At 62.3% G+C, this 17,316-nt stretch carries 14 protein-coding genes; 8 read left to right on the top strand and 6 right to left on the bottom strand.

The window, feature by feature from the left end; translation table 11 throughout:
• Nucleotides 1-29: 29 nt before the first annotated feature.
• The 3 genes from ACFE70_RS02445 to ACFE70_RS02435 all read right to left on the bottom strand — a co-directional run bounded on the left by ACFE70_RS02445 (nucleotide 30) and on the right by ACFE70_RS02435 (nucleotide 4,240).
• Nucleotides 30-2,528 (bottom strand): T9SS type A sorting domain-containing protein, encoded by a 2,499-nt coding sequence (locus tag ACFE70_RS02445; protein ID WP_375416115.1) that lies wholly within the window; start codon nucleotides 2,526-2,528, stop codon nucleotides 30-32.
• Nucleotides 2,529-2,593: 65 nt separating this feature from the next.
• Nucleotides 2,594-3,718 (bottom strand): DNA-processing protein DprA, encoded by a 1,125-nt coding sequence (gene dprA, locus ACFE70_RS02440; RefSeq protein ID WP_375416114.1) that lies wholly within the window; start codon nucleotides 3,716-3,718, stop codon nucleotides 2,594-2,596.
• A gap of 159 nt (nucleotides 3,719-3,877) precedes the next feature.
• The gene (locus ACFE70_RS02435) at nucleotides 3,878-4,240 is read right to left on the bottom strand and encodes a MerR family transcriptional regulator (RefSeq protein ID WP_375416113.1); all 363 of its coding nucleotides are present in this window, start codon (nucleotides 4,238-4,240) and stop codon (nucleotides 3,878-3,880) included.
• A 222-nt stretch (nucleotides 4,241-4,462) separates the two neighbouring features.
• On the opposite strand from ACFE70_RS02435, the gene alaS reads away from it, so the two are divergent.
• The 8 genes from alaS (at nucleotide 4,463) to ACFE70_RS02395 (ending at nucleotide 14,341) form a co-directional block, all read left to right on the top strand.
• A complete protein-coding gene (alaS, locus tag ACFE70_RS02430; protein ID WP_375416112.1) occupies nucleotides 4,463-7,408 on the top strand; it encodes an alanine--tRNA ligase in 2,946 nt (981 codons plus the stop codon).
• Between the two features lie 603 nt (nucleotides 7,409-8,011).
• Complete coding sequence (locus ACFE70_RS02425; RefSeq protein WP_375416111.1) at nucleotides 8,012-8,236, top strand: hypothetical protein; 225 nt, start codon at nucleotides 8,012-8,014, stop codon at nucleotides 8,234-8,236.
• Nucleotides 8,233-8,466, top strand: a complete 234-nt coding sequence (locus tag ACFE70_RS02420; protein WP_375416110.1) for a Txe/YoeB family addiction module toxin — start codon at nucleotides 8,233-8,235, stop codon at nucleotides 8,464-8,466. Before ACFE70_RS02425 ends, ACFE70_RS02420 begins: the two co-directional genes overlap by 4 nt.
• A 96-nt stretch (nucleotides 8,467-8,562) precedes the next feature.
• The gene (locus ACFE70_RS02415) at nucleotides 8,563-9,279 is read left to right on the top strand and encodes a hypothetical protein (protein ID WP_375416109.1); all 717 of its coding nucleotides are present in this window, start codon (nucleotides 8,563-8,565) and stop codon (nucleotides 9,277-9,279) included.
• A gap of 94 nt (nucleotides 9,280-9,373) precedes the next feature.
• Nucleotides 9,374-10,294: an SPFH domain-containing protein gene (locus ACFE70_RS02410; RefSeq protein WP_375416108.1), complete on the top strand. Its 921-nt coding sequence runs from the start codon at nucleotides 9,374-9,376 to the stop codon at nucleotides 10,292-10,294.
• A gap of 160 nt (nucleotides 10,295-10,454) precedes the next feature.
• A complete protein-coding gene (locus tag ACFE70_RS02405) occupies nucleotides 10,455-11,435 on the top strand; it encodes a hypothetical protein (RefSeq protein WP_375416107.1) in 981 nt (326 codons plus the stop codon).
• Nucleotides 11,436-11,654: 219 nt separating this feature from the next.
• Complete coding sequence (gatB, locus tag ACFE70_RS02400) at nucleotides 11,655-13,124, top strand: Asp-tRNA(Asn)/Glu-tRNA(Gln) amidotransferase subunit GatB (RefSeq protein ID WP_375416106.1); 1,470 nt, start codon at nucleotides 11,655-11,657, stop codon at nucleotides 13,122-13,124.
• A 95-nt stretch (nucleotides 13,125-13,219) separates the two neighbouring features.
• Entirely contained in the window at nucleotides 13,220-14,341 is a 1,122-nt protein-coding gene (locus ACFE70_RS02395) for a redoxin domain-containing protein (protein ID WP_375416105.1), read from the top strand.
• A gap of 154 nt (nucleotides 14,342-14,495) precedes the next feature.
• Here ACFE70_RS02395 and ACFE70_RS02390 read toward each other — a convergent pair whose 3' ends face one another.
• From ACFE70_RS02390 to ACFE70_RS02380, 3 genes are all read right to left on the bottom strand, one after another.
• The gene (locus ACFE70_RS02390) at nucleotides 14,496-15,356 is read right to left on the bottom strand and encodes a hypothetical protein (RefSeq protein WP_375416104.1); all 861 of its coding nucleotides are present in this window, start codon (nucleotides 15,354-15,356) and stop codon (nucleotides 14,496-14,498) included.
• A 242-nt stretch (nucleotides 15,357-15,598) separates the two neighbouring features.
• On the bottom strand, nucleotides 15,599-16,117 hold the full coding sequence (locus ACFE70_RS02385) for an acyl-CoA thioesterase (RefSeq protein WP_375416103.1): 519 nt from the start codon (nucleotides 16,115-16,117) through the stop codon (nucleotides 15,599-15,601).
• Nucleotides 16,118-16,390: 273 nt separating this feature from the next.
• A complete protein-coding gene (locus tag ACFE70_RS02380) occupies nucleotides 16,391-17,101 on the bottom strand; it encodes a protein-L-isoaspartate(D-aspartate) O-methyltransferase (RefSeq protein ID WP_375416202.1) in 711 nt (236 codons plus the stop codon).
• Between the last annotated feature and the right edge of the window lie 215 nt (nucleotides 17,102-17,316).

Genomic DNA, 17,316 nt, shown 5'->3' with positions numbered 1-17,316 from the left:
GTGGCTATGCCTCAGCCAATCAAGGCCTTCTACCGCACCTGAATGCGGCGCACTACCGTGCCTTCGCGGTAAGTTACGCGCAGTAGGTAGGTGCCGGCGGGCAGCGCCTCTACGGCCAGCGTGGTCGCGGCGCCGCCGGTTAGGGCCTGGTGCCGCACGGGCCGGCCAAGCGCGTCGAGCAGGTCCAGGGTTTCGGGGTGGGCGGCGGGGTCGGGTTGTACGTGCAGCAGGGTGTGGGCCGGCACGGGCCAGGCGGCGGTGCGCTCGGCCACGGCGCGCGGGGCCGCCACGTGCAGCACGTTGGCCGCTGTGAGGCGGGCCAGGGCCACGGCCGGCTCCCCGCTCAGGCTGCTAAAGTCTCCGCCCGTCACGAGGGCGCCATCGGGTTGTACCAGCAAAGTTCGGACGCGGCTATTCGGGACGGCCGTGGCCGCGAAAGACGCATCGGCCTGCCCGTTAGGCAGCAGCCGCGCCAGGTTGGCGGGCACGCTGGCGCCGACGAAGAGCCCGCCGGCCAGCACCCGGTTGTTGGGTTGCAGCAGCAGGGTGTTGATGGTGCCCGTCGTGCCGGGCGGCACAAAGCCGGCATCGAGCGTGCCATCCGCATTCAGGCGCGCCAGGTTGGCGCGGTTAGCCCCGCCATAGCCCGTAAACCGGCCGCCCACCAGAACTTTGCCATCGGGCTGCACCACGAGGCTGTTGAGGCCGGAGAAAGTTGCAGCGTTCGTGAAAGCCGCGCCCACGAACGTGGCATCCACGGCGCCCGTGCTTCCCAGGCGCACCACGGTGCGGATATCGGTGGTGCTGCCATTAGGCCGGTAGGAGCCGGCCACCAGCAGCTGGCCGTTGGGTTGCAGCGCCATCGCCTGAAAAGTAGTCAGCTGGCCGGCACTGCTGCCGCTGAGGGCAAACGAGGCGTCGAAGGTGCCGTCGGCGAGCAGCCGCACGACTGACGAGCTAGCGCTGCTCAGGCTCCTGCCCACCAGCAGCCGGCCATCGGGCTGCAGCAGCAGGCGCAGGGGCCGGCTGGCGTCCGGGGCAGCCACGAAGCTGTTGTCGCGGTTGCCGGTCGGCAGAAAGCGGAGCACCGCAAGTTGAGTGGCGGCCAGCACGCGGCCATCGGGTTGCAGGGCCAGGTCGACGATGGTCTCATCGACGCGGTTGTCGGTGGCAAACGTGGCGTCGGGGGCGCCGCTGGCCTCAAAGCGGGCCAGGCGCCGCACCACCCGCCCGTTGATTTCCGAGAAGTTGCCGCCGGCCACCAGCTTGCCATCGGCTTGCCGCACCAGGGCGCTCACCGAGCCGGGCGTTTGCAGAAGCGGCTGGAAAGTGGGGTCCACCGTGCCGGTGCTGGTCAGTTGCACTAGGGTGCGGTCGGAAACGCTGCTGAAACTGGTGAAGCTGCCCCCGACCAGCACTTTGCCGCTGGCCAGCCGGGTGAGGGAGGAGGGGGCGCTGTTGGGGCCGGCGCCAACGCCAACCTGAAAGCTGTTGTCCAGGCTGCCGTCCGGGTTGAGGCAGGCTACACGGGGAAAGCCGGCAAAGTCCAGCCCCAGGCTGTTGATAAACAGAAGCTTGCCATCAGGCTGTAACTGCAGCGCATCCCCGAAGTAGGAGACGGTGCTGTAGGCGCGCAACTCGGCCGGCGGGTTAAAACTCGGGTCGAGCGCGCCGTTGGAGAGCAGGCGGGTTAGGCCCTGGTGTCCGTTGGCGATAGTTTGGAACCCGCCCGCCACCAGAATGCGCCCGTCGGGCTGCACGGCGATGTTGAGCACCTCGCTGCTGTTGCCCAGCGCCGCCGTGAAGCTGGCGTCGAAGCTGCCGTCGGCGTTGAGCCGGGCCAGGCCGGGGCAGGGATGGCCATCATAGGTCTCAAAATAGCCGCCAATGAGCAGCTGCCCGTTAGGAAGCCCGGCGATGGTTTCGACCTCGTTGGAGGCACCCTGCCCGGCGCGGAAGCTCGGGTCCACGGCGCCGGTGGCCGTCAGGCGCACGATGCCGTTGGCTACGGCGCCGTTAAAATGGTCGAACGGCCCGACCACAACCAGTTGCCCGTTAGGCAGCGGCAGCGCATCATCCACGAAAATAGAGCCGTCATTGGCAGTGGCGCCCGTGCCGGGGTTGAAGGCGGCATCACCGGTGCCGTCAGCGTTCAGGCGCAGCACCGATTCGCGCGTGAGGCCGCCCGCTGCCAGTTGAACGCCTAGCGAAATTAACACCAGCTGGCCGTTGCTGAGCACGCGCGGCCGGTAGGCCAGGGACGCCGCGCCCACATTCCGCTGGAAGTCTGCATCCAGCGTGCCATCGGCATTGAAGCGGCTCACGTTCGAGGCCGCCACGCCATTTATGCGCGAGAACGACCCGGCCACAACCCGCTTGCCATCAGCCTGCTCCACGGCCGAAAACACCGTGGCAGGGGCGTAGATGCTGGAGGTCGTGAAAGCTGGGTCGAGGCGCTGCGCGGTGGCGGGCAGCGCGCCGGTACCGGCCAGCAGTAGCCCCACAATGGAGAGTTGAAATTTAATCATTAAAACAGGTTGTTAATGAGAAAAAAGAAGCGTCGAAAGCAAAGATGCTCAGACAAATATACTTTTTAATGTAGCAAAAAGCGCTTGCCTGGCAGCGCCTTCACTACGCCCCGAAACTCCAGCGCCAGCAGCAGCGAAGCCACGGCGTGAATAGGCAGCTGCGCCTTCCAGGCCAACTCGTCCATGTGCACCTCCTTGACCGTGGCCAGCACGGTGATGAGGGCGAACTCCTCAGCCGTGAAGTCATCGGCCGAGTAGGAGGGGGTAGGGCGGAACTTGCCCGACTGGTGCAGGGCCGCGTCCCAGTTGAGCTGCTCTTCCAGGTCCTTGGGACAGGAATACAGCGCCGCCTTATTACTGCGAATCAGCGCGTTACAGCCCTCGGAGGCCACCGAGCCCAGGTTGCCGGGCACGGCCAGCACGTCGCGGTCGTAGCTCAGGGCCAGCTCGGCGGTGATGAGCGCGCCGCCCTTGATGGCCGCCTCCACCACCACCGTACCATCGCTCAGGCCGGCAATAATTCTATTACGGGCCGGGAAATTGTAGCGGTCAGGCGGCGTGCCGAACGGAAACTCCGTCAGCAGGCCGCCCTGCTCGCGCATCTTCTCGGCGGTTTTGCGGTGGGCGGCGGGGTAGATAATGTCCAGGCCCGTCGCCATGACGCCCACGGTGTCGAGGCCGTGCTGCAAGGCGGCGCGATGCGCCACGATATCAATTCCATAAGCCAACCCGCTGACTACCAGCGGCCGGTGCGGCAGCAAACCCGCCACCAGCCGCTCGGTTTGTTCGCGGCCGTAGTCCGTAGCCTGCCGCGTGCCGACAATGGCGACAGTTTTGGGCGCGTTCAGGTCGGCCGTGCCCTGGTAGTAGAGGATGACGGGCGCGTCGGCCAGTTGCTTGAGGCGGGTTGGGAAGCGCTTGGAGGTGTAGAAAATGATTGCGACGTTATCCTTTTCCGCCTTTTTCAGGTCGGCTTCCGCTTTGCGCAGCGCGGCTTCGCGAGCCTTGCCAGTGAGCGCCTGCACGGTCACGTCGCCTACCCCCGGAATGCGGCGCAGCTTGCCAGGGGGCATGGTGAGCACGGCCTTGGCCGAGCCGCCGTAGCTCATCAGCTGCCGCGTGAGTTGCGGGCCGATGCCGGGCAGCAGCGTCAGGGCGAGTTCGTGGAAAAGGGTATCGTCGTGAGGCATTGGTTGAAATGGCGCGGGGCTGCGCCCCGTGCCTATTATTACCCGGCCTCCGGCCGGGCCGCGCCGGTAGCAGCGTTAGGCGGTAGTTGTTCTGGTCTAATCGTTCTGTGGGCCAGAGGCCCACTCCTGGTCGGCACGGGGCGAAGCCCCGCGCCATAGCTACTGCGGCGCGCTCTTGCCCGCCGCGTCCACCTCCTTGCGCAGCTGCACCAGAAAGGCGCGCACCTTCTCCAGGCTCTGCACCACGTCAATTTTTTCCTTGAGCTGCGGGCCCTTCTGCTTAAGCATATCGCGGGCGCCGGGAATGGTGTAGCCGCGCTCCTTGACCAAGTGATAGATGGTGCGGAACACGTCGATGTCGGCCGGCGTGTAGAGACGGTTGCCCTTCTTGCTGCGGCGCGGGCGCAGCTCGTCAAACTCGGTTTCCCAGAACCGAATCAGCGACTCGGCCACTTTGAACTGGGCAGCCACTTCGCCGATGGTGAAGTACTGTTTTTCAATCTCGCGCTCTTTGTAGGGCATAGGCGGCGCCAGCGTTGGGCTGGCGGATGGGGGGTAGGAAAACGGAAAAACGAACTACGGCGCAGCGGCTACCTTTGCGAAACTACCTTTCGGCTGGTCTGCGAAAGCGGAAAAGCAGCTCGAAAAGTAGCGATAAATCCGGCTGCGGCCAGGGTTTTCAGTTTGGTTTCCGCCGTTCATATTTCCTTCCCGCGCCAGGCCCCGCTTGGTCGTCTTTCCCCTATGCCGCTTCCCTCCGCTTCCGCCGTCCGCCAGCAATTCCTGGATTTCTTTGCTTCCAAAGGCCACCACATCGTGCCTTCGGCCCCGATTGTGGTCAAGGACGACCCGACGCTGCTCTTCATCAACAGCGGCATGGCGCCGTTCAAAGACTACTTTCTGGGCAACAAGCCCGCGCCATTCAAGCGCATCGCCGACACCCAGAAGTGCCTGCGCGTGAGCGGCAAGCACAACGACTTGGAGGAAGTCGGCTACGACACCTACCACCACACCATGTTCGAGATGCTCGGCAACTGGTCGTTTGGCGACTACTTCAAAACCGACGCCATTGCCTGGGCCTGGGAGCTGCTGACGGAGGTTTATAAACTACCGAAAGACCGGCTCTACGTTACCTATTTTGAGGGTGACCAGGGCGACGGCCTCGGCCCCGACACCGAGACGCAGGACCTGTGGCGGCAGTACGTAGCCGAGGAGCGCATTCTGCCCGGCAACAAGAAGGACAACTTCTGGGAGATGGGCGACGTGGGCCCCTGCGGCCCCTGCACCGAAATCCACATCGACCTGCGCGACGAAGCCGAGGTAGCCCAGCAGTCCGGCCGCGACTTTGTGAACGCCGACCATCCGCAGGTCGTGGAAATTTGGAACAACGTGTTCATGGAGTTCGAGCGCCGGGCCGACAAGAGCCTGCTCAAGCTGCCCCAGCAGAACGTGGACACCGGCATGGGTTTCGAGCGCCTGATGATGGCCGTCTCGGGCGTGAAGTCGAACTACGACACTGACGTGTTTCAGCCCCTGATTCAGTTCATTGCCCAGGAAGTGGGCGTGGAGTACCACGGCACCGCGCCGGCCAAAGTCACCGACCAGCCGGCCACGGAAGACGAGAAAACCGACATCGCCATCCGCGTCATCGCCGACCACATCCGCACCATCGCCTTCACCATCGCCGATGGGCAATTGCCCAGCAACGTCAAGGCCGGCTACGTCATCCGCCGCATCCTGCGCCGCGCGGTGCGCTACGCCTTCTCGTCGCTTAATCAAAAGCAGCCCTTCCTCTACAAGCTCGTGCCGGTGCTGGCCGACCAGATGCGCGGCATTTTCCCCGAACTGAAGCAGCAGACGCAGTTTGTGCAGCGCGTGATTGAGGAAGAGGAAATTGCCTTTTTGAAAACGCTTGAGAAAGGTTTGTTGAAGTTGTTCGATATAATCACTGACATGTTCACTGATTATGCTGGCAGGACTATTTCTCAAGGAGAAAACTCGAATCCTGACACCAACATAATTCGAGCGAATTATATATTTAACAAGTATCGTTCGGAGTTAGCACAAGGATTAAATCTTAGTTGGGAGTCTCAAAAAGCCAACTCCATTCTAAGCCATAGTCAATCACAAGGAGATAAGGACACGGCTCAGTTAGATAATGAGTACGAAGAAATAGTAAATCAATTTTCGCAATCGCAACCTGGAATTAGCGGCGAAACCGCGTTCGAATTGAGCGACACCTTCGGCTTCCCGCTGGACCTCACGGCACTTATTGCCCGCGAAAAGGGCTTGAGCGTGGACGAAGCTGGTTTTCAAATAGAATTGCAAAAGCAGAAAGCCCGCTCGCGCAACGCCCAGGAAACCGAGCAGTCGGATTGGACCATCGTGCACGAATCCGAGGAGCAGCCCGCCTTTGTGGGCTACGATGTGGCCGAGGCGCCGGCCCGCATCCTGCGCTACCGGCAGACCGACAAAAAAGGCAAAACCGAGTACCAGGTGGTGCTCGACCAGACGCCGTTCTACGCCGAGAGCGGCGGACAGGTGGGCGACACCGGCTACCTGGAGTCGCCGCTGAGCAAGGTGCGCGTCATTGACACGAAAAAGGAAAATGACCTCATCGTGCACACCCTGCTGGAACTGCCCGAGGACGTGAGCGCCGACTTCCTGGCCCGCTACGACGTGGCCCGCAAGGAGCTGATTCGCAAAAACCACACTGCCACCCACCTGCTGCAAGCCGCCCTACGCGAGGTGCTCGGCCCCCACGTGCAGCAAAAAGGCTCGTTGGTAAACGAAAAGCTGCTGCGCTTTGACTTCTCGCACTTCACCAAAGTAACCGACGACCAGCTGCGGCAGGTCGAAACGCTGGTGAACGAGCGCATCCGCCAGCAGATTCCGCTCGATGAGCGCCGCAACGTGCCCATTCAGGAAGCCAAAGACCTGGGCGCCACGGCCTTGTTCGGCGAAAAGTACGGCGAGTTCGTGCGCGTCATCACCTTCGATAAAGACTACTCCGTGGAGCTGTGCGGCGGCACCCACGTGCGCGGCACCGGCGAAATTGGCTTCTGCAAAATCACGAGCGAAAGCGCGGTGGGCGCCGGCGTGCGCCGCATCGAGGCCGTAACCGGCCCCGCCGCCGAAGCCTACGTGAACCAGCAGCTGACCCTGCTGGACCAGGTGCGCGACGCGCTGGGCAACCCCCAGCACCTGCTCACGGCCCTGGAAAAGCAGGCCGAAGAAGTAGCCGCCCTGCGCAAGCAGCTTGAACAGTTTGAAACCCAGCAGCTGGCCGGCCAGCGCCAAACGCTGGCCGCGCAGTTCAAGCAACTGCCCAACGGCCTTCACTTCCTGGCCGCGCAGGTACAAGCTGGCTCGGCCGATGCGCTCAAGAAGCTGGCCTACGAGCTGCGGCAGGCCGCACCCCCTGCTAGGCCCGCCCCGGAGGGCACCGGCCTAGTCCTGGTGCTGGGCGCCGAAATAGAAGGCAAGCCCCAGCTGGCCGTGATGCTGGACGACGAAACCGCCAAAGCCGGCAAGCTCAACGCCTCCACGCTGGTGCGCGAGCTGGCCAAGGATATTCAGGGCGGCGGCGGCGGGCAGCCGTTTTTCGCCACGGCCGGCGGCAAGAACGCGGCGGGGCTGGCGGCGGCCATTGGGCGGGCGGAGGAGTTGGTTAATAATACCTTCAGGTAAACTGCTGAACTTATATCATGTCATGCGTGAACCTATTATTATCAAAGCTATAGCTTTCTCGATGCTAGCCGTGGACGTGGCCATTTGGTTGTTTCTTCAACTAGAGAGTAGTAAGGATACCCTTGTGGTGGGTTCAAGTTTACTTAGCGTGTCTTTAATGTGCGTATACCAATATTATCCTATTGAGGGAATAAAAACCCTATCAAGATTTTTATCAGCGGCGTCGACAATTTATTATATATTATGCACTTTATTTATTTTCTATTACCTCAGAGCTACCCGAACAAGTTTAGACTTTAATTACTCAATCTTTCTTTGGATATTACCAATATTATTTAATGTCATAACATATTATAATAGTTATTTTTACAAGAGATAATTTCACTCTCCGAACTCAATTTTCATTATGGCTTGGAACTCAATTAGTGAGCGGCTGACGACGTTGCCTCTCATACTGGCTGGCCCTATCCTGCGCCGGGTGGAAAAGGACATTGTGCCGGTATGGGTGCCATTGCAGTCATGCACGGTTTGCATGTAGAAGATGACCTCGCGCGGCTTCTGCTTCCTGATTCAAAGTAGTGTAGAATGTCAAATTTTAGTTTTATGCAAATCGTATTCGACGTATCCCCGGACCGCGTGAACTTCGCCCTTGAAGTGCTGCGCAGCTTGTCGTTTGCCCAAAATCCGCGTCCGCTGGAAGGCTCAGCCGTAGCCGACGATACAACCGACTACCTGCTGGCCTCGCCGGCCAACACTGAGCGGCTGCGGCTGGCCTACGAGCAGTTTGACCGGGGCGAGCGGATAGACTTTACGCCGCCCGCCGAATGACTTTCGCGCTGGCGTTTTTGCCCGTTGCCTGGGAAGATTATCAGCACTGGCAGCAGACGGATAAAGCGGTGCTGCGGCGGCTCAATGCGTTGCTGAAGGAACTACAGCGCACCCCGTTTGCCGGCACGGGCAAGCCGGAGCTGCTGCGGTACGACCGCGCCGGCACTTGGTCGCGGCGTATTACGGACGAGCACCGCTTGGTGTACCGCGTGGAAAGCGACGTAGTCTGAATTCTCCAATGCCGCTACCACTACGCGGCGAAGTAGCAATGGCGAGTCAGGATAAAACCACTGAAATAACAAGCAGCCGCTTACTTTGCCCTCGCTATGATAGAAGCAGACCTCGTTAAAAAGCACGGCAAAAAGCTGTTGGGTATGGCAGAGCACGGCCACCACGCGCCCACCTGGCGGGAGCGTATCCCCGAAATCCTGCTCGAAATCGGCATCATCGTCTTTGCCATCACGCTCTCCATCTGGCTGCACAGCTGGCACGAGCACTCCCTGGAGCGGGCCACGGCGCGCAAGTTTCTGACCGGCCTGCGCGCCGATTTGGTGCAGGACCTGCGCGAGCTGCGCTCGGACTCGGGGTCGTTTGTCACGCAGCGGCAGGGCTTTCGCTACTACCGCACCCTGACGCCCCGGACGCTGCGCCCCGACAGTCTGCTTTTCTACCGCTGGACGCTGCGCAACAGCACGGGCCTGGTGCCCAACAGCTCCCGGTTTGAGGGTCTCAAGTCGTCGGGCAAACTGGATGTCATTGAGAATGAGGAGCTGCTGACCAATATTCTGGACCACTACCAGGAGCAGGTGCCGGCCCTGGTGAACAGCACCACGCTCTACAACGACTACAAGCAGGCTCATTTAAGTAGCTACCTCGACCAGCACCTGCAACCCGACGAGGGAAATATCAGCGCCGTGATGGCCACGCTGCCGATGCAGAACTACCTGAGCCGCGACGGTGCCATCAACAACATTCTCGAAAAATACCACCAGGTGATGAACCACAGCCGCCAGCTTATCCGGCAGATTGATGCCCAGCGGTAGCGGCATTTAAACCGGATATCTGTAATGCTTAAGGCCGGGGCAGCGATGCAGCTACGGCCCCTACATTTGGCTTGCACTTACCGCCCCGCGCCCCATGACTGCCCTCGTCCTTCTCGGCCTCGCCATCCTCATCCTGTTTCTCTCGTTTGTCATCGTCCAGCAGGGGCAGGTGGCGGTGGTCACCATTTTCGGCAAGTACCGGCGCATCATGCTGCCGGGGCTGAACTTCAAGATTCCGTTTATCGAAACGGTGTTCAAGCGGATTTCCTACCAGAACCGCTCGCTGGAGCTGAACTTCCAGGCCATCACCGCCGACCAGGCCAACGTGAACTTCAAGGCCATGCTGGTCTACGCGGCCTTTAACCAGAGCGAGGAAGCCATTAAGAACGTGGCGTTTAAGTTCGTGGACGACAGCAGTCTGATGCAGGCGCTGGTGCGCACCGTGGAGGGCAGCATCCGCGCCTTCGTGGCTACGCAGCGGCAGGCGGCGGTGCTGAGCCTGCGCGGCGAAATCGTGCTCCACGTCAAGGACCAGCTTGATACGACGCTGGAGGGCTGGGGCTATCATCTGATTGACTTGCAGCTCAACGATATTGCCTTTGATGAGGAAATCATGCGCTCAATGGCAAAAGTCGTGGCCTCGAACAACCTGAAAGCTGCTGCCGAAAACGAGGGGCAGGCGCTGCTCATCACCAAAACCAAGGCCGCCGAGGCGGAGGGCAACGCCATCAAAATCGCGGCCGAGGCGGAGAAAATCGCGGCGCAGCTGCGCGGGCAGGGCGTGGCCTTGTTTCGGGAGGAAGTGACCAAGGGCCTGGCCCACGCCGTGCAGGAAGTGACGGACAATAACCTCGACCCGTCGCTGGTGTATTTTTCGATGTGGACCGAGGCCATCAAGCACTTTGCTGAGCAGGGGCAGGGCAACGTCATCTTCCTCGACGGCTCGAACGAGGGCATGAGCAAAAACCTGGAGCAGATGATGGCCATGCAGCAGCTCAGCCGCCCGCTAAAGTAGCGGCGCGAACCTGCCGGCCGCGGCGCCCCGGCGGGGCTTTCGGGCGCAGGAGGGGGGTAGGGAAATAAAAGAACTGAGCAAAGTCCTGCCGGAGCATATTAAAGTGCCAGGGTTGTCTTATATTTGGCCAGTTCGTTCCCTCTATATTCCCTACTCCCGCATGAAGAAAAACGCTACCCTGGCCGCGCTGGCGGCCCTTTTGCTGGCCGGCGCCGCCCAGGCCCAACAAGTGGCCGTGCCCACGTTCACCGACCCCGGCGCCTACAACAACTATATCGTGGGCGAGCAACGCGAGCTGCTCAAGAAAAACCTGCGCTACATCAGCAAGTCGGCCCACTCGGATAACGAGAAAAAGATTGCCAACCGCCGCCTCGATGTGGTGAAGCAGAACGAGCTGGCCCTGGCCCGGCTGGCCCGGCTCAAGGCCTACGACGGCGACAAGGACTTCAAGGACAAGGCCACCGAGGCGCTCTATCAGCAGCTGAAAGTGTACTCCGTGGACTACAAGCAGGTTGATTTTCTGGCCGCGACCCGCACGCAGAGCTACGAGAACATGGAGGCCTACTTCCGGGCGATGGAAGTGGCCGAGGGCAAGCTGGCCGCCGTCAACGATAGCGTGAACGCCGCCCAGCAGCGCTTTGCCCGGCACCACGCCATGACCATCAGCCGCGACCCGGAAGTGGAGCGGCTGGATAAGTATATCGAAGCCGTTTCGGCCGTCAACGCCTACCAGCACCAGGTTTATCTGGCCGAGTTCCGGCTCGAAAAGGCCAACGCCCGCGTGAGCGATGCGCTGGCCGCGCAGGATGCGGCGGCGTTTGAAACGGCTCGCCAGCAGTTAGTTGAAGATGCCAAGGCTGCCCAAACGGCGCTGGCCGCGGTGCCTGCCTTCCAGGGCAAGGACGCGCTCTATCGCGACGCTACCCGGCGCATGGCTGACTTCTACGGCGGGCTGGCCGCCAACCAGTACGTGCGGGTGAAGGAACTGGTGGAGAAGAAAAATACGCTCAGCAAGGCCGAGGCCACGGAATTCAACAGCTTCGTGGCCTTTTATAACAAGGAAAGCCAGCGCGTGGGGCAGGCGTATAATCAGGCGGCCAATGCGTTTCAGGCAACTTACATCCCGGTGTTTAACGACTAGCAGGGGGGTAGGGAATTGAGAAAGAGAAAGGCGGTCATGCAGAACGCAGCGCAGCGGAGTGAAGCATCTCGCCAGAGAGAGTAATCATTACTCACAACGGTTGAGTTAGCTCACCACGCGAGATGCTTCACTCCGCTGCGCTGCGTTCTGCATGACCACCTTATTTCTTTGGCGCTCCGCCCGGCGCATTCCCGTCCAACTTGCGACCTTTGCCGGACTATGGACGAAACCCTGCTTGCCCAATACCAGCCCGTCATCGGCCTCGAAGTGCACGCGCAGCTGCTCACGCACAGCAAAATGTACTCCTCGGATGAGAATGAGTACGGCGCGCTGCCCAACTCCAACCTCTCCGTAATTACGCTCGGCCACCCCGGCACGCTGCCGCGCGTCAACCGGGCGGCCGTGGACTTCGCCATCAAGATGGGCCTGGCCACGAGCTGCCAGATTACGCGCGAAAACCTGTTTGCCCGCAAAAACTACTTCTACCCGGATTTGCCCAAGGGCTACCAGATTACCCAGGACAAGACGCCGATTTGCCACGGCGGCCACGTCGATATCCGGCTCTCGGACGGCTCAACCAAGCGCATCGGCATCACCCGCATTCATATGGAGGAGGACGCGGGCAAATCCATGCACCTGGCCGGCGAAACCGAAACCCTGGTGGACCTGAACCGGGCCGGCGTGCCGCTGATTGAGATTGTGAGCGAGCCGGATATTCGCACCGCGGAGGAAGCCTACGCCTACCTGGCCGAAATCAAGAAGCTGGTGGTGTATCTGGGCGTGTGCGACGGCAATATGGAGGAAGGCTCGCTGCGCTGCGACGCCAACGTGAGCGTGATGAAAAAGCAGGCTGCGGAGTTCGGCACCAAGGTCGAGGTCAAGAATATGAACTCGTTCCGCAACGTGCAGCGCGCCATCGACTACGAGGTCGAGCGGCAGATTGACATCCTCGAAGCCGGCGGCGAAGTCGATTCCGAAACCCGCGGCTTCGACGCCACCACCGGCACCACCGGCGGGCAGCGCAGCAAGGAAACCCTCAACGACTACCGCTACTTTCCCGAGCCGGACCTGCCGCCGCTGGTGATTGACGATGCCTGGCTGCACCGCGTGGCAGCCGAGCTGCCGGCCCTGCCGCAGCAGCTCTACGCCCGCTTCACCGGCGAGCTGGGCCTGAGCGACTACGACGCGCAGGTGCTGACTGACCAAAAGGAGGTGGCCCTGTATTTTGATGAGCTGGCGCGGCTCCTACCCCCCTCTTCCGCCAAAGCGGCGGCCAACTGGGTGATGGGCCCGGTGAAATCGTATCTGAATGAGCAGGCCCTGGAAATGGTCGAATTTCCGCTTGACCCCGGCCAGTTGGCCGGCATTATTGAGCTGATTGATGCGGGGAAGCTGAACTATTCGGTGGCCTCCAAGCAGCTGTTTCCGCATCTTTTGCAGCACCCGCAGGCCAACGCCACGGGCGCCGCCCAGGAGCTGGGCTTGCTCATCGAGTCCAACGCGGGCGAGCTGGCGGCGCTGGTGCAGCAGGTGCTGGAAGCCAACCCAGCCAAGGTGGCCGAGTACCGGGCCGGCAAAAAGTCGCTCACCGGCATGTTCATGGGCGAGCTGATGAAGCTCACCGGCGGCAAGGCCGACCCCAAGCTGGCTAATCAGCTCCTGCGCACGGCGCTGGACGCGCCACAGTAGGCCGGGCGCCCTTGTTGGGAACCCGGCCGCGCTATTTTTGCTTTTCCCGACGCCGGCGGACTACCCGCCGGCTTTCTTTGCTAATGAACCGATTTATGAACCTTACCCTCGTGGCCGCCACCGTGCTGGGCCTCATCAATGCCTGCCAGAACGCCTCGGCCGCGGCCGGCTACGAAATCAGCGGGCAGCTTAAAAATGCGCCGGCCGGCACGGTGCTGCACCTTTCCGAACTGAACACCAACCAGTTTGTGGAGCGAGCCACGGCCAAAACCGACGTCAGCGGCAAGTTTACCTTCAAAGGCACGGCGCCCACGGCCGGCGTCTATCAGCTGCGCCTGGATGAGCCCAACCAGGTGCTGCTGTTGCTCGACAACCAAACCAAGGTGCAGCTCAGCGGCGATGCGCGCCGCCTGCCGGCCACCTACACCGTGCAGGGCAGCGCCGACGCCGCCGTGATGCAGCAGCTGGCGCGGGTGCTGACGGGCAGCCAGGCCCCGCTGGAAAAGCTGAAAACCCGCTACCAGTCCGCCAGCCAGGCCGGCAAATCTGATTCGATACGCGCGATTGAGCGCGCGTTCACTCTCATTCAGGAGCGCAGCAACGTTCAGATAAAGAGCATCATCCGCCGCAACGCCGGTACGCAGGCCGCCGGCTTCGCAGCCATGACCTTTGTGGACCCGGACACCGACTTCGCTTTTGCCGACTCCATTGCCGTCCGGCAGCGCACGGCCCAGCCCAATTCGCGCTTCACCAAGGAGCTGGCCGCCCGCCTGGAGCCGCTGCGCGCCACGGCGCCCGGCACGGCGGCCCCGGAAATCAACCTGCCCACGCCGGCGGGCCCCAAAGTAGCCCTAAGCAGCCTGCGCGGCAAGTACGTGCTCGTGGACTTCTGGGCCTCCTGGTGCGGGCCCTGCCGCCAGGAAAATCCCAACGTGGTGGCGGCTTATAACAAGTTCAAGGACAAGGGCCAAGGCTTCACCATCTACAGTGTCTCGCTCGACCAGGAAAAGGCGCGCTGGACCAAGGCCATTGCCGCCGACGGCCTCATCTGGCCCGGCCACGTCTCGGATTTGGCGGGCTGGAGTTCGGTGGCCGGCGAGGCCTACGGCGTCAAGTCCATCCCGCAGTCGTTTTTGCTCGACCCACAGGGCCGCATCATCGCCAAAAACCTGCGCGGCGCCGCCCTGGAAGCCAAGCTGGCCGAGGTGCTGAAGTAGTTAGTTGTCCGTTGCTGGTTGTCCTTTGTTAGTACCCAAAGCCTGGGCGGCTAACCCCAGGAGCAACGATAGTATAGAACGAGAGAAGCCCGGCCCGCATGGTCGGGCTTCTCTTGTTCTATAAGTCTGACAACTAGCAGTTAGCAACGGCCAGCTAACTCATAAACATGCGCTGCAGGCCGGTCCAGAGGCGTTTTTTCAGGCTCGTGTCGTATTCGAGCAGCTCGACTTCGGCGGCGGCCAGGTAAGAGAGATTGAGGCTGGTGAACTGCACGGGCTCGTAAATCTGGGTGGTGCGCACGGCCACGTCGAGCAGGTTGCGGCCGAAAGCCAGCACCCGGCCGGCCCCGATTTCGCGGCGCAGGCTGCTGAGCGCCACGGGCAGATGCGACTCGACATTGACCAGCACCACGTCGGCCATCACCAGGCCCAGGGCTTGCAGCAGCTTATTCAGAAACACGTTGCGCGGCAGCTTCCGGAACTGCTCGGCCGGCAGCCGGAACAAGAGCACCACGCCCTGCGCATTGTCGCCGAGCGTGCTGAACGTGGTGAGCATCACTGGCGGCACGGCCGGGGCTGGGGGCGGCGCGGCGGCCGGCGCGGGAGGGGGTAGGGATGCCGCAGCTGAAGCCGCAGCCGGGGCGGGCAGCGCCGCTTGGGCCGCGGCCGGGGGCGCGGTGGCGGGCAGGCTGGCCAGCGACGGCAGCTTGGGCGCGGCCGGGCCCGGCGGGGGGGGTAGGGAAGCGGCGCCAGCGGCAACAGGCGCGGTTGGGGCCGCGCTGAGCGGGGCCGCAATGGGCGCCGCGGGCAACTCAACTGGCTTGGGCGTGGCCCCCGGCGCCGCAGCCGGCAGCAGGCTCGCGCCAGGCGCCGGCTGCGGCGCCGAAATGGCCGGGGCGACCAGCGCCGCCGCTGCGTTGGCTGGTGCCGGTTGCGCGGCCTCAGCCGACGGCACGTAAAGCGTCACGTCGGTGTAGAAATTCTGGAGAAAAGCCAGCCTGCGTTCCTGCGACATAGTGAAATATATACTAACTACTTGAGCTGTTTAGGAAGTCGGCCAAAACACCCCAGAACGTCCTGCTGAGCCCCGCGAAGCATCTCGCGTGCCGCACTAATTCAATCGGGTGGGTAAGCTTATTTACTTCTCCGAGCGAGATGCTTCGCGGGGCTCAGCAGGACGGTCTTTCGACATGACGTCTTTCGACTTCCTAAACAGCTTCATTAGCTAACAGCTGATAGCTAATAGTTTAGGAACAACTACTCCAACTCAAAAATAGCCTTTAGCTCGCTGGCTTCGGTGGGCTTCATGCGGCCGGCCAGCACGAGGCGCAGCTGGCGGCGGCGCAGCGCCCCGTGGTAGAGGCTGATTTCTTCTTCGGTTTCGGGCGTGGCCTCGGGCACGTCGATGGGGCGGCCCGACTGGTCGACGGCCACGAAGGTCAGAAACGCCTCGTTGGTTTTCACCTTCGTGCCGCTGGGAATGTCCTCGGCCCACACGTCGATGTGGACTTCCATGCTGGAGCTGAACGCGCGCGTGACCTGGGCCTGCAGGGTGATGACGTTGCCCAGGCGAATGGCGTCGCGAAACGAGACATTGTCGACGGAGGCCGTCACGACGATGCGGTTGGAGTGCTTCTGGGCCGCGATGGCGCCGGCAATGTCCATCAGGTGCATCATGCGGCCGCCCATCAGGTTGTTGAGCGTGTTCGTGTCGTTGGGCAAAACCAGCTCAGTCATGATGACGAACGAGTCAGCGACGGGTTTCTGCTTGCGCATTTTCTGTCAGGGGTAGAGGGTAGGAGGGTAAGCGGGTAGGGCGGCGATGAACGGCAACTCCCCTCCTTTTTTAAGGAGGGGACGTTTTCACGAAGTGAAAACTGGGGTGGTTACTTTCGTTGAACAACAGCCGAACGGCTGGCGGTAGGGTAGGCGTCGTCGGGCGGGTATCGTTCAACGAAGGTAACCACCCCAGTTGAGCCTGTGGCTCAACGTCCCCTCCTTAAACAAGGAGGGGAGTTGGACGTTCTCCCGGCTCCCTACCCCCCTTGCTCAGCCCCAACCCTCCTGGCCTTTCAGCGGCACGAAGCGAAACTGCTCGAACTCCTCGCGCACGAAGCCGGCCTCGCTCTCGCGGGTGATGCGCACCATGCGCTGGCTGCTGGCGTCGCCCACGGGAATGACCAGCTGCCCGCCCGCCGTGAGCTGGCGCAGCAGCGCCGGCGGCGGCGCGGGCGCGCCCGCCGTGACCAATATCCGCTCGAATGGCGCCCGCTGAGGCAGGCCCAATGAGCCGTCGCCGCAGTACAGTTCGGCGCCGGTGGCCAACAGCTCGGGCTGACCGAGCAGGCGCTGGCGGGTGCGCGCAAACAAGACCGAACTCAACTCGATGCTGCACACGGAGGGCGTGAGCTGGAGCAGCACGGCGCACTGGTAGCCCGAGCCGGTGCCCACTTCCAGTACCCGCTGGCCGGGCTGCACGCGCAGCAGCTCGGTTTGGTAGGCCACGGTGTAGGGCTGCGAGATGGTCTGGCCCTCGCCAATCGGGAAGGCCTTGTCCTGGTAGGCGTGGGCCTCGAACTCGGGAGCGAAGAAGAGGTGGCGCGGCACCACGGCCAGGGCCCCGAGCACCCGCTCGTCGCGGATGCCGCGCTGGCGCAGGGCCTCGACCAGGGCGCGGCGCTGGCCGCGGTGGCGGTAGGTGTCGGCGGAAGGTTGAATGAGCCGGGTGGGGTGAAGCAGGCTGGAGAAGAGCAGATGCAGGGCAAGCAAAAGGCAGCCAAGCAGGCGCAAATAAACGCGCTGCCTGCCAAGCGCCCGCCCCGCGCCGCCAAAACGCCCAAGCTGGATGCAACGAAAAAACCCGCCGCGGCATCAGGTGGGTTACATTCCCTACCCCCCCGCCGTTGGCCAGGCCGCCGAAGGTGCGGCGGGCCTACGCTCTGCCTGCCCGCGCCCTTGCCCGGCCGGCCCAACTT

It is taken from the genome of uncultured Hymenobacter sp., from assembly GCF_964243305.1.
Lineage (GTDB): Bacteria > Bacteroidota > Bacteroidia > Cytophagales > Hymenobacteraceae > Hymenobacter.
This window is presented reverse-complemented; position numbering and strand designations above follow the sequence as displayed.

Excerpts from the sequence above, each read along its gene's own strand:
- ACFE70_RS02410 (WP_375416108.1), top strand. The coding sequence starts at position 9,374 with ATGACTGCCCTCGTCCTTCTCGGCCTCGCCATCCTCATCCTGTTTCTC.
- ACFE70_RS02385 (WP_375416103.1), bottom strand. The coding sequence starts at position 16,117 with ATGCGCAAGCAGAAACCCGTCGCTGACTCGTTCGTCATCATGACTGAG.
- ACFE70_RS02420 (WP_375416110.1), top strand. The coding sequence starts at position 8,233 with ATGACTTTCGCGCTGGCGTTTTTGCCCGTTGCCTGGGAAGATTATCAG.
- gatB (WP_375416106.1), top strand. The coding sequence starts at position 11,655 with ATGGACGAAACCCTGCTTGCCCAATACCAGCCCGTCATCGGCCTCGAA.
- ACFE70_RS02390 (WP_375416104.1), bottom strand. The coding sequence starts at position 15,356 with ATGTCGCAGGAACGCAGGCTGGCTTTTCTCCAGAATTTCTACACCGAC.
- dprA (WP_375416114.1), bottom strand. The coding sequence starts at position 3,718 with ATGCCTCACGACGATACCCTTTTCCACGAACTCGCCCTGACGCTGCTG.
- ACFE70_RS02435 (WP_375416113.1), bottom strand. The coding sequence starts at position 4,240 with ATGCCCTACAAAGAGCGCGAGATTGAAAAACAGTACTTCACCATCGGC.
- ACFE70_RS02415 (WP_375416109.1), top strand. The coding sequence starts at position 8,563 with ATGATAGAAGCAGACCTCGTTAAAAAGCACGGCAAAAAGCTGTTGGGT.
- ACFE70_RS02405 (WP_375416107.1), top strand. The coding sequence starts at position 10,455 with ATGAAGAAAAACGCTACCCTGGCCGCGCTGGCGGCCCTTTTGCTGGCC.
- ACFE70_RS02395 (WP_375416105.1), top strand. The coding sequence starts at position 13,220 with ATGAACCTTACCCTCGTGGCCGCCACCGTGCTGGGCCTCATCAATGCC.
- ACFE70_RS02445 (WP_375416115.1), bottom strand. The coding sequence starts at position 2,528 with ATGATTAAATTTCAACTCTCCATTGTGGGGCTACTGCTGGCCGGTACC.
- ACFE70_RS02425 (WP_375416111.1), top strand. The coding sequence starts at position 8,012 with ATGCAAATCGTATTCGACGTATCCCCGGACCGCGTGAACTTCGCCCTT.
- alaS (WP_375416112.1), top strand. The coding sequence starts at position 4,463 with ATGCCGCTTCCCTCCGCTTCCGCCGTCCGCCAGCAATTCCTGGATTTC.